The organism is Pontibacter sp. GD7, assembly GCF_058216375.1.
Window position 1 is genome coordinate 529,285 of sequence record NZ_JBYZMP010000002.1, and the last position, 12,731, is coordinate 542,015.

9 protein-coding genes and 1 tRNA gene are annotated in these 12,731 nt (G+C 44.6%); all 10 read right to left on the reverse strand.

Going from position 1 to position 12,731, the window contains the following annotated elements; genetic code table 11:
- Window positions 1-2: 2 nt before the first annotated feature.
- The 10 genes from rpoC to tuf all read right to left on the reverse strand — a co-directional run bounded on the left by rpoC (window position 3) and on the right by tuf (window position 12,725).
- Window positions 3-4,319 carry a DNA-directed RNA polymerase subunit beta' gene (gene rpoC, locus AC4BAP_RS05395; protein WP_490581596.1) on the reverse strand — a complete coding sequence of 1,439 codons (4,317 nt, stop codon included), beginning with the start codon at window positions 4,317-4,319 and terminating at the stop codon, window positions 3-5.
- 102 nt (window positions 4,320-4,421) lie between these two features.
- On the reverse strand, window positions 4,422-8,294 hold the full coding sequence (rpoB, locus tag AC4BAP_RS05400) for a DNA-directed RNA polymerase subunit beta (RefSeq protein WP_490581597.1): 3,873 nt from the start codon (window positions 8,292-8,294) through the stop codon (window positions 4,422-4,424).
- Window positions 8,295-8,451: 157 nt separating this feature from the next.
- Entirely contained in the window at window positions 8,452-8,832 is a 381-nt protein-coding gene (gene rplL, locus AC4BAP_RS05405) for a 50S ribosomal protein L7/L12 (RefSeq protein ID WP_490581598.1), read from the reverse strand.
- Between the two features lie 43 nt (window positions 8,833-8,875).
- Window positions 8,876-9,400, reverse strand: coding sequence for a 50S ribosomal protein L10 (gene rplJ, locus AC4BAP_RS05410; protein WP_490581599.1), 525 nt, complete (start codon window positions 9,398-9,400; stop codon window positions 8,876-8,878).
- Between the two features lie 4 nt (window positions 9,401-9,404).
- Window positions 9,405-10,097 (reverse strand): 50S ribosomal protein L1, encoded by a 693-nt coding sequence (gene rplA, locus AC4BAP_RS05415; protein ID WP_490581600.1) that lies wholly within the window; start codon window positions 10,095-10,097, stop codon window positions 9,405-9,407.
- Window positions 10,098-10,113: 16 nt separating this feature from the next.
- Window positions 10,114-10,557 (reverse strand): 50S ribosomal protein L11, encoded by a 444-nt coding sequence (gene rplK / locus AC4BAP_RS05420; protein WP_187066935.1) that lies wholly within the window; start codon window positions 10,555-10,557, stop codon window positions 10,114-10,116.
- A 10-nt stretch (window positions 10,558-10,567) separates the two neighbouring features.
- The gene (gene nusG / locus AC4BAP_RS05425) at window positions 10,568-11,125 is read right to left on the reverse strand and encodes a transcription termination/antitermination protein NusG (RefSeq protein ID WP_490581601.1); all 558 of its coding nucleotides are present in this window, start codon (window positions 11,123-11,125) and stop codon (window positions 10,568-10,570) included.
- Between the two features lie 12 nt (window positions 11,126-11,137).
- The gene (secE, locus tag AC4BAP_RS05430; protein ID WP_490581602.1) at window positions 11,138-11,329 is read right to left on the reverse strand and encodes a preprotein translocase subunit SecE; all 192 of its coding nucleotides are present in this window, start codon (window positions 11,327-11,329) and stop codon (window positions 11,138-11,140) included.
- Between the two features lie 25 nt (window positions 11,330-11,354).
- A tRNA-Trp gene (locus tag AC4BAP_RS05435) sits at window positions 11,355-11,427 on the reverse strand.
- Window positions 11,428-11,537: 110 nt separating this feature from the next.
- Window positions 11,538-12,725: an elongation factor Tu gene (tuf, locus tag AC4BAP_RS05440; protein ID WP_490581603.1), complete on the reverse strand. Its 1,188-nt coding sequence runs from the start codon at window positions 12,723-12,725 to the stop codon at window positions 11,538-11,540.
- Window positions 12,726-12,731 lie beyond the last annotated feature (6 nt).

Here is a 12,731-nt window from a genome sequence, read left to right on the forward strand (position 1 = left end):
GATTATCTATTTTGTAATTCTTGTTGTTTAGCTCTGGATGAAGCTTTTTTCGACTCCACAAGTGACTCATATTCTTCCTTGTTTCCAACAATCATGTTCTGGTATTCTCTCAGACCAGTACCTGCTGGGATCAGGTGTCCTACGATCACGTTTTCTTTCAAGCCTAGAAGTTCATCAGCTTTACCTTTTATCGCTGCTTCGCTCAACACTTTAGTTGTTTCCTGGAACGATGCCGCAGAAATAAAGCTTTGTGTGCCAAGTGATGCTTGTGTAATACCTTGTAATGTTGGTCTTGAAACCGCTGGCTGTGCATCACGCACTGTCACAAGTTTCAGGTCACGACGCTTCAAGCTTGAGTTCTCATCACGAAGTCTTCTGGCTGTAACGATCTGACCTGGCTTCAGGCTGGTTGAGTCTCCGGCATCCTCCACAACTTTCATGTCGATGATTCTGTCGTTCTCTTCCATGAAGTTAACTTTATCAACTACCTGGTGCTCCAGGAAGCTTGTATCACCTGCGTCAACAACAACAACTTTCTGCATCATCTGACGAACTACCACCTCGATGTGCTTGTCATTGATCTTCACACCCTGCAGACGGTATACTTCCTGTATCTCATTTACCAAGTACTCTTGTACTGCACCTGGTCCCTGAATATTCAGAATATCTGTTGGTGTGATTGCACCATCAGATAACGGCATACCTGCACGAACGAAGTCATTGTCCTGTACCAGAATGTGCTTTGATAATGGAACCATATACTTCTTCTTCACACCGTCTTTCGACTCAATGAAGATTTCGCGGTTACCACGCTTCACACTTCCATAAGTAACTACACCATCAATTTCAGACACAACTGCCGGATTAGATGGGTTACGAGCCTCGAATAATTCAGTAACTCGTGGAAGACCACCTGTAATGTCTCGTGTTTTACCGATTGCACGTGGAATCTTAGCAAGGATCTGACCTGCTTTGATTTTCTCCCCGTTCTCCACAGTCAAGTGTGCACCCACCGGAATGTTGTAGCCTTTCGACTCGCCATTCTTCGGTACTACTACGATAGCAGGGTTTTGTGTCTTATCTTTTGTATCGATAATTACCTTCTCACGGTAACCTGTCTGCTCATCAGATTCCTCACGGTAAGTTACGCCTTCAATGATTGACTCGTAGTTGATCTCACCATCAAACTCTGAAAGTATAACCGCATTATATGGATCCCAATGACAGATCTTATCGCCTTTCTCTACGATCTGGCCTTCGTTCACATTCAGGAATGAACCATAAGGTACGTGGTTAGAGATAAATAGCTTTCCAGTGTTTGGATCAACTACTTTAACCTCACCTGAACGTCCCATTACTACTTTAACTGGCTCACCTTCATTATCTACAGTGTCGATTGTTCTTACATCTTCGAACTCGATCTTACCGCCGAACTTAGCAAGTATAGTTGCCTCTACCGCAATGTTAGATGCTGTACCACCCACGTGGAATGTACGAAGTGTCAGCTGTGTACCAGGCTCACCGATTGACTGTGCCGCGATCACACCAACTGCCTCGCCTTTCTGCACCATGAAACCGGTTGCAAGGTTACGGCCGTAGCATTTAGCACAGATACCACGCTTAGACTCACATGTAAGTACTGAACGTATCTCTACTGCTTCAATAGCTGTGTTCTCAATTGCACGGGCAATTTCCTCCGTAATCTCAGCACCAGACTCTACGATCAAATCATTTGTGATCGGATCATATACATCGTGTACTGTAACACGACCAAGGATACGCTCTGACAGGGATTCAACGATATCCTCGTTATCCTTAAGTGCGCTTACTTCCAGGCCACGTAGAGTACCGCAGTCCTCTTCGTTCACAATCACGTCCTGCGAAACGTCTACCAGACGACGAGTCAGGTAACCTGCGTCCGCAGTTTTAAGGGCTGTATCGGCAAGACCTTTACGAGCACCGTGAGTTGAGATGAAGTACTCGATTACATCAAGACCTTCCTTAAAGTTAGAAAGGATCGGGTTCTCGATAATTTCACCTACTGAACCCTGCAATGATTTCTGAGGCTTCGCCATCAGACCACGCATACCACCCAGCTGACGGATCTGCTCTCTAGAACCACGGGCTCCTGAGTGCATCATCATGAAGATCGAGTTAAAGCCCTGATCGTCATTCTCCAGACGGCGCATCAACGTTTCCGTGATCTGGTTGTTGATACGAGTCCAGATATCAATTACCTGGTTGTAACGTTCGTTATCAGTGATCAGACCCATTGAGTAGTTCTGCCATACAGCATCTACTTCTTTCTTAGCCTGCTCTACTAGTATGTCTTTCTCAGCAGGGATGTTGATATCACCAAGACCCATTGACAGACCGCCTTTGTAGGCTGACTGGAATCCTAGTGTTTTGATATCATCCAAGAAGTGAGCCGTACGAGCCATACCTGTCTCTTTGAACACTCTTGAAATGATCTGCTGAAGTTTTTTCTTCGTTAATAGCTCGTCAACAAAACCTACTTCTTCTGGCACGAACTGGTTAAAGATAACGCGGCCGGCAACTGTTTCGATGAGTTTCATCTCCAGTTCGCCTTTCTCATTCTTCACTTTTGTTCTTACCTTAATGTAAGCCTGCTTAGACAAACGGCCTTCGTTGATGGCGATGATAACTTCCTCCGCAGAGTAGAAGCTCATACCCTCACCAGCGATCTTTTCGTTTTCTGTGCTGCGCTTTCCTTTAGATACATAGTATAAACCAAGTACCATGTCCTGAGAAGGTACCGCAATTGGTGCACCATTCGCAGGGTTAAGGATGTTGTGCGAAGCCAGCATCAGCATAGACGCCTCCAGTACAGCAGCAGGTCCAAGTGGAACGTGCACCGCCATCTGGTCACCGTCAAAGTCGGCATTGAATGCCGTACACACAAGTGGGTGTAACTGAATTGCCTTACCTTCGATCAGTTTTGGCTGGAATGCCTGAATACCTAATCTGTGTAGTGTAGGGGCACGGTTTAGGAGTACTGGGTGGCCTTTCAGCACATTCTCCAGGATATCCCAAACTACTGGGTCCTTACGATCTACTATTTTCTTTGCTGATTTTACAGTCTTGACAATACCTCTTTCGATCAGCTTGCGGATGATGAACGGCTTGAAAAGCTCGGCCGCCATGTTCTTAGGCAGACCGCACTCATGCAGCTTCAGTTCAGGACCAACCACAATTACCGAACGGCCAGAGTAGTCAACACGCTTACCAAGCAAGTTCTGACGGAAACGTCCCTGCTTACCTTTCAGCATGTCAGAAAGTGACTTAAGCGCGCGGTTACCCTCAGCACGAACTGCGTTCACTTTACGTGAGTTGTCGAACAGAGAGTCTACCGCTTCCTGTAGCATACGCTTCTCGTTACGAAGGATTACTTCAGGAGCTTTGATCTCGATAAGACGCTTCAGACGGTTGTTACGGATAATAACACGTCTGTAAAGGTCGTTCAAGTCAGATGTCGCGAAACGACCGCCATCCAATGGAACTAGCGGACGAAGCTCTGGCGGAATTACAGGCACCATGCGGATGATCATCCACTCAGGTCTGTTCTCAATTCTTGTAGAAGCATCGCGGAACGCCTCAACAACACGAAGACGCTTAAGGGCCTCCGCTTTACGCTGCTGTGAAGTTTCGTGTGCTGCAGCATGGCGAAGCTCATATGACAGGTCATCAAGATTCGTACGCTCTAACAGCATCTGTAATGCTTCCGCACCCATCTTAGCGATAAACTTGTTTGGATCATTGTTGTCCAACATTTGGTTCTCGCGTGGGAGCTTGTCAATCATATCCAGGTACTCGTCTTCTGTCAGGAAGTCAAGCTGGTTCACGCCGTCTTCGGCAAGTATACCTGGCTGGATTACTACATATCTTTCGTAATAGATGATCTGGTCAAGCTTCTTAGTTGGTAAGCCTAACAGATATCCAATTTTGTTCGGAAGTGATTTGAAGTACCAGATATGCGCTACAGGAACAACCAGTTCGATGTGGCCCATGCGCTCACGACGCACTTTTTTCTCAGTTACCTCTACACCGCAACGGTCGCAGATGATACCTTTATATCTGATTCTCTTATACTTTCCGCAGTGGCATTCCCAGTCCTTAACGGGTCCGAATATTCTTTCGCAGAATAAACCTCCCATTTCAGGCTTATAGGTTCTATAGTTGATGGTCTCAGGCTTTGTAACCTCACCGTTGGAACGCTCCAGAATCGACTCTGGAGAAGCTAGGCTTATCGTTACTTTGGAGAAGTCCTGAGTTAGCTTTTTATTTTTCGCAAATGCCATATTATTATAATAATGTCGATACAATGAATATGCCTTACAGCTAATCTGTATAAAGCGAGCTAAGCGCTTCGGCAATTGCCTCAGCGCTTAGCTTATACTTTACTATTCTAATGTGATTTCCAGTGCCAGACCTCTTAGCTCGTGAATCAATACGTTGAAAGATTCAGGGATATTTGGTTTCGGCAGAACATCACCTTTTACAATCGACTCGTATGCTTTCGCACGGCCGATCACGTCGTCAGACTTAACTGTAAGTATTTCCTGCAGTACGTTTGAAGCACCGAATGCCTCAAGTGCCCACACCTCCATCTCACCGAAACGCTGACCACCGAACTGTGCTTTACCGCCAAGTGGCTGCTGCGTAATCAGAGAGTATGGACCGATTGAACGTGCGTGCATCTTATCGTCAACCAAGTGACCAAGTTTCAGCATGTAGATCACACCTACTGTAACCGGCTGGTCGAAACGATCGCCTGACAATCCATCATACAAGTATGAACGTCCGAAGCTTGGAAGCCCAGCCTCAGCCAGTTCAGCCTGAACCTGCTCCTCAGTTGCACCGTCAAAAATTGGAGTAGCATATGTTCTACCCAACTTCAGACCAGCCCATCCAAGTACAGTCTCATAGATCTGACCGATGTTCATCCTCGAAGGTACACCAAGTGGGTTAAGCACGATGTCCATTGGGGTTCCGTCTTCTAAGAACGGCATATCCTCCTCACGAACAATTCTTGCAACAACACCCTTGTTACCGTGACGGCCCGCCATCTTGTCACCCACTTTCAGCTTACGCTTCTTAGCGATGTATACTTTTGCTAGCTGCACAATACCTGCCGGCAATTCGTCACCTACTTCTAATGTGAAACGCTCACGCTTAAAGTGTGCAGAAACAATATTTCTGCGCTTGTTATAGTTCTTAACAAGTTCAACCAGCATGCCGTTCGTTTTCTCATCAGTTGTCCAGTTCTCAAGAATCAGATCCTTGAACATGTTCACTTCTTCCGGAACCGCATAGTTACTTTCGTCCTTGTATGGGTTCTTTTCAGGGAACAATGCCTCGATGATATTCTTCTTGGAGAATTTAACACCTTTTGAAAGGATCTCATCACCGAACTTGTGTCTGATGCCTTGTGAAGTCTTGCCTTCCAGCAAGGCAACCAGCTTATCAACCATCACATTCTTGATAGCTGTCAGCTCTTTGCCATACTTCACTTTTAGTTCTTCAACCTCTTTCTTAGACTTGGCACGTAGGTTTTTGTCTTTCTTAGGTCTTGAGAACAGTTTCGTGTCGATCACAACACCATTTAGTGATGGCGGTGCCTTAAGCGAGGCATCCTTCACATCACCGGCTTTATCACCGAAGATGGCACGCAGAAGTTTTTCTTCCGGAGTCGGATCAGTCTCACCTTTTGGCGTGATCTTACCGATAAGGATATCACCTTCTTTAACTTCAGCACCTAAACGGATAATACCGTTTTCATCCAGGTTACGAACTGCTTCTTCGCTTACGTTAGGGATCTCAGAAGTCAATTCTTCTTCACCTCGCTTCGTTTCACGAACTTCTAGCTCAAATTCCTCAATGTGAATTGAAGTGAACACGTCATCTCTTACAACTTTTTCAGAGATAACGATGGCATCCTCGAAGTTATAACCTTGCCAAGGCATGAACGCTACCTGCAGGTTTCTGCCAAGGGCTAACTCGCCATTGTTTGTTGCATAACCTTCGCACAGCGGCTGGCCTTTAGTTACACGCTCACCTTTCTTAACAATAGGTGTAAGGTTGATACATGTATCCTGATTCGTTCTTCTGAACTTGATCAGGTTGTAAGTAACATACTCTGCATCAAACGATACTAGCTTCTCGTCATCAGACAGATCATACTTCACAACAATCTTTGTGGCATCTACAAAATCAATCTCACCTTCGCCTTCTGCGATTACCAGTGCTCTTGAGTCAATAGCTGCTCTTCTTTCCAGGCCTGTACCCACTATCGGAGCCTGTGGCTTCAGAAGCGGTACTGCCTGACGTTGCATGTTTGAACCCATCAGGGCACGGTTAGCATCGTCATGCTCCAGGAATGGGATCAACGAGGCCGCAACCGATACGATCTGGTTTGGCGCAACGTCCATATAAGTATAGGTGTTAGGCTCTTCTACCGGGAAGTCACCTTCAAACCTTCCTTTTACTCTTTCATTCACGAAGTTACCCTTCTCATCTATCAGGGCATTCGCCTGAGCAATGTGGTGAGTATCTTCTTCTTCTGCAGTCAGGTATTCTACTGTACCATCCATCTCTACTTTACCCTCAACCACCTTGCGGTAAGGCGTTTCGATAAAGCCCATGTGGTTTACACGTGCGTGCACACACAGAGACGAGATAAGACCGATGTTCGGGCCTTCAGGAGTTTCAATTGTACATAGACGGCCATAATGTGTATAGTGAACGTCACGTACCTCGAAACCTGCACGCTCTCTTGAAAGACCGCCCGGACCTAATGCAGACACACGACGTTTGTGTGTTACCTCTGCAAGAGGATTAGTCTGGTCCATGAACTGAGAAAGCTGGTTTGTGCCGAAGAAGGAGTTGATCACAGAAGACAGCGTACGCGCGTTGATCAGGTCAACTGGCTTGAAGTCTTCATTGTCACGTACGTTCATACGCTCTTTGATCGTACGGGCCATACGTGCCAAACCAACACCGAACTGAGCATATAGCTGCTCACCTACAGTTCTCACACGGCGGTTGCTCAAGTGGTCAATATCGTCCACTACAGCTTTTGAGTTGATCAAACCGATCAGGTATTTCACGATCAGCACGATATCCTCATTTGTCAATACCTTGGCATCCCAATTGGTATCCAGACCCAGCTTCTTGTTGATTCTGTAACGACCAACTTCACCCAGGTCATAACGCTTGTCAGAGAAGAATAGCTTCTGGATAATATCGCGCGCCGTCTCTTCGTCTGGAGCCTCAGTATTTCTTAACTGACGGTAAATCTGCTCAACAGCCTCTTTCTCAGAGTTTGAATTGTCTTTCTGTAGCGTGTTGTAAATGATTGCATAGTCTGCAATGTTTACATTCTCACGGTGCAGAATGATAGACTGAACGCCTGAGTCAAGTATAACGTCGATATCATCTGCTGTAATCTCAGAGTCACGCTCCAATAGTACCTCATTTCTATCGATTGATACTACTTCACCAGTATCCTCGTCTACGAAGTCCTCTGTCCATGTTCTAAGAACACGAGCAGCCAGCCTTCTACCGATTGAGTTTTTAAGTGTAGACTTATCCGCTGGTACTTCTTCAGATAAACCAAATAAGTCTAAGATATCTTTGTCCGTGCCATAACCAATAGCACGTAGCAATGTCGTAACTGGGAATTTCTTCTTACGGTCGATGTATGCGTACATAACGTTGTTAACGTCAGTCGCAAATTCAACCCAAGATCCTTTGAAAGGAATAATTCTGGCAGAATATAATTTAGTACCGTTCGTGTGCTTGCTTTGCGCGAAGAACACGCCTGGTGATCTGTGTAACTGAGACACAATAACACGCTCGGCACCGTTGATGACAAAAGAACCTTTCTCTGTCATGTATGGGATATTCCCTAGGAAAACTTCTTGCTCAATTGTCTCAAAGTCTTCGTTGTCCTCATCATTACAGATCAGGCGAAGTTTAGCTTTAAGAGGAACTGAATAAGTCAGGCCCCTATCGATGCTTTCATCAACAGAATACTTTGGAGGGTCGATATGGTAATCGATGAACTCCAACACGAAGTTTTCTCTTGAATCTGAGATAGGGAAGTTCTCAGCAAACACTTTGAACAAGCCTTCTTGAGCTCTATTTTCAGCAGGCGTTTCTAACTGAAAAAAGTCTTGGAATGACTGCACCTGCACATCCAGGAAGTCAGGGTAGTCAATTACCGGCTTTATAGAGGCAAAATTGATTCGATCTGTCGTTTTGTTCTTAGCCAAAGCCTTGAAGTTTTACGTTTACAATCAGTTATAGGCACACAGAGTCCAAAACAGCTGTGGGCAAAAATGAATTCAAAAAATGAATTCGTATACAAACAGGAAAAGACCTGACGAATATGCCAGGTCTACCTGTTTTCGGTATGTTGATGAAATGAGATTATTTAACCTCCACTTCAGCACCAGCTTCTTCTAAAGATTTCTTCAGTGAATCTGCTTCGTCTTTAGCAACACCTTCTTTAAGAGGTTTTGGAGCACCATCAACTAGTTCTTTAGCCTCTTTCAGACCAAGACCAGTAAGCTCTTTTACAAGCTTAACTACTGCTAGTTTCTGAGCACCAGCTGACTTAAGGATTACGTCAAAAGAAGTTTTCTCTTCTGCAGCAGCTCCTCCTTCAGCAGCACCACCACCAGCAACCATTACTGGAGCAGCAGCAGCAGGCTCGATGCCATACTCATCCTTAAGAATAGTAGCTAGTTCGTTAACTTCTTTAACAGTTAAGTTTACTAACTGCTCAGCGAATGCTTTCAAATCTGCCATTTTTATTGAAATTAAAAGTTACTTATTGATTACGTTTTTAGAATTATTCTTTTTCTGATAAAGTTTTTAAGATACCGGCTAACTTGCCGCCGCTGCTCTGAAGTGCAGATACCACGTTCTTCGCAGGAGACTGAAGTAGACCAATAACATCACCGATAAGCTCGTTCTTAGATTTGATCTGTGTCAGAGCCTCTAACTGGTCATCACCAACGTATAGACCAGCATCGATGTACGCGCCTTTCAGAAGTGGCAACTGGTTGCCTTTCTTTCTGAAATCCTTAAGAAGTTTTGCAGGGGCATTGCCTGACTCAGTTGAGAACAGGATACCGGAAGCGCCTTTCAAAACACCCTCAAGTGCAGTTGTATCAGCCTCTAGTGTGTCTAGAGCCTTTTTGATTAATGAGTTCTTGTATACTTTATATTCGATACCTCTATCGAATGCAAGTCTCCTGAAAGCGTTGATACCAGCAACTGACATAGTTGAAGCATCAGTAATGTAGAAGTAGTTTGTGTTCGCTAACTTCTCGCTCAGGTCCTTTACAATTATTTCTTTTTCTTCCCTGGTCATTTTCTTAGATAGTTGCGTTCTTGTCAACGATTACGGCCGGGCTCATTGTGCTAGACAATGTAATGCTCTTAATGTATGTACCCTTCGCAGAAGATGGCTTCAAACGGTTCAATGTCTGAATTACTTCAGATGCGTTTGCAGCAATCTGCTCAGCTGAGAAAGAAACTTTTCCTACGCTCGTGTGGATAATACCATATTTATCAACTTTGAAGTCGATCTTACCGGCTTTTACTTCTTTTACTGCTTTTGCTACGTCCTGTGTAACAGTTCCTGACTTAGGGTTAGGCATTAAGTTACGAGGACCTAATATTCTACCTAAACGACCTACTTTAGCCATAACTGCAGGCATTGTAATGATCACATCAACATCAGTCCATCCTTTTTCGATTTTCTGGATATAATCATCTAGACCTACATAATCAGCGCCAGCATCTTTAGCCTCCTGCTCTTTATCAGGGGTAACTAATGCAAGTACTTTAACTTCTTTACCTGTACCGTGCGGCAATGTCACGATACCACGCACCATCTGGTCAGCCTTACGCGGGTCTACACCAAGACGAACGTCGATATCAACAGAGGCGTCAAACTTTGTAAAAGTGATATCTTTTACTACTGAAGCAGCATCTGTCAAAGAATATTCCTTTGTCAAGTCAGCTTTTTCTAAAGCCGCTTTTCTATTTTTTGAAATCTTCGCCATTATCCTTTAACTCTAATTATTCGTTCCAAGGAGCTTTACCAGATACTGTGATACCCATGCTTCTAGCTGTACCGGCTACCATTTTCATAGCTGATTCCAGTTTGAATGCATTTAAATCCGGCATCTTAGTTTCTGCAATCTCTTTAACCTGATCCCAAGTAACTGAACCTACTTTGTTACGGTTTGGCTCTTTAGAGCCGCCCTTAATTTTAGCAGCATCCATTAACAATACTGGAGCAGGTGGAGTCTTAACTACGAAGTCGAAGGACTTGTCTGCATAGATTGTAATCAATACTGGTAACACCTGGCCAGGCTTATCCTGAGTTCTAGCGTTGAATTGCTTACAGAACTCCATGATATTAAGACCCTTAGAACCAAGTGCAGGTCCAACCGGTGGCGATGGATTCGCGGCACCTCCCTTTATCTGAAGCTTCAGATAACCTTTTATTTCCTTTGCCATTATTTATTTACTACGATTCTTTTTCTACTTGCATGTAATTCAGCTCAACTGGCGTATTTCTTCCGAAAATCTTCACCATTACGTTAAGCTTCTTACGCTCTTCAAACACTTCCTCTACTGTTCCAGAGAAACCACTGAATGGGCCATCCATTACTTTAACTGTTTCTCCTACAATAAATGGCGTATCCAAGATCTCTGCTTGCTCTTCAGCCTCATCAACAGTACCTAATATCCTGTTAACCTCTGAAGGACGAAGTGGCACTGGCTTTTTGCTGGCGTCTTTCTCGCTAGAACCCAAAAACCCTATTACACCAGGCGTGCTGATGATAATATGCTCTGCCTCGCCGTGAGAAAGATCGGCATTAACCAGCACGTAACCCGGGAAAAAGTTTCTCTCTCTGATCCGCTTCTTTCCGCCACGCATCTCATACACCTTTTCAGCTGGTATGAGAACCTGAGGAATATACTCCTCAAGGTGCTGCCTTACAATCTCGTTTTCTAGGTAAGCTTTAGCTTTCTTTTCCTGCCCGCTTACTGCGCGCACCACATACCATTTTAATTCAGCCATTCTTTGTCTTAATTAAAACTGGTTGTAGAACCAAGTCAGGCCTGAATCAAAAACAAAATCCATAGCACCAACGATTAAAGCAAAAATAAGCGAACCAATAAGTACTAATATTGAGCTATTCTGCAATTCAGAATATGTAGGCCATGAAACTTTCTGTTTCATTTCCTCAACCGTCTCGTTTATATAGTTTGTAACCTTGCTCATTGCTTCGCTTCCTGTTTTTTAATTGCACGGGTGGAGAGACTCGAACTCCCAGCCAACGGTTTTGGAGACCGCTACTCTACCAATTGAGCTACACCCGTAAAAAAATGCACGCCATTTTCGCTAAATGGAGTGCAAATTTATATAAATCTTTTATGAAAACAAACCCGTTCCTAAAAAATTTAAGAACGGGTTTGAATCATATCAGTAATTAGTCAAGGATTTCAGTTACCTGACCAGCACCTACTGTTCTACCACCCTCACGGATAGCGAAACGTAGACCTTTCTCCATTGCTACAGCGTTGATAAGCTTCACTTCGATAGTGATGTTATCACCTGGCATAACCATCTCTACGCCTTCTGGAAGTAGAATCTCACCAGTTACGTCTGTAGTTCTGAAGTAGAACTGTGGACGGTATTTGTTGAAGAATGGAGTGTGACGGCCACCTTCTTCTTTAGAAAGAACGTAAACCTCAGCTTTAAAGTGTGTGTGAGGCTTAACTGAACCTGGCTTACAGATAACCATACCACGACGGATATCAGTTTTCTCAATACCACGAAGAAGTAGACCTACGTTGTCACCAGCTTCACCTCTGTCAAGGATCTTACGGAACATCTCCACACCAGTAACTGTAGACTTCAGGTTCTCAGCACCCATACCCAGGATATCAACCTGCTCACCAGAGTTGATTACACCACGCTCGATACGGCCAGTAGCAACTGTACCACGACCAGTGATTGAGAACACGTCCTCAACTGGCATCAAGAATGGAAGGTCAGTCAGACGAGCTGGAATTGGAATCCAGTTGTCAACTGCGTCCATTAACTCCTCGATAGTCTTCACCCACTTGTCGTCACCGTTCAAGCCACCAAGAGCTGAACCTTTGATAACCGGAATGTTGTCACCGTCGAAGTCATAGAAAGAAAGAAGCTCACGGATTTCCATCTCAACAAGCTCAAGAAGCTCTGGATCGTCAACCATGTCAACTTTGTTCATGAATACCACAAGCTGAGGTACACCTACCTGACGAGCAAGAAGGATGTGCTCACGAGTCTGAGGCATTGGACCGTCAGTTGCAGCAACCACAAGGATAGCACCGTCCATCTGAGCAGCACCAGTAACCATGTTCTTCACGTAGTCAGCGTGACCTGGGCAGTCAACGTGTGCATAGTGACGGTTATCTGTAGCGTACTCTACGTGCGATGTATTGATAGTGATACCTCTTTCTTTTTCTTCAGGAGCGTTGTCGATTGAAGAGAAGTCACGAAGTGCAGCAAGACCTTTCTTAGCTAGTACAGTTGTAATAGCAGCAGTCAAAGTAGTTTTGCCGTGGTCAACGTGACCGATAGTACCGATATTTACGTGCGGTTTGGAACGGTCAAATGTTTCTTTAGCCATTGTATG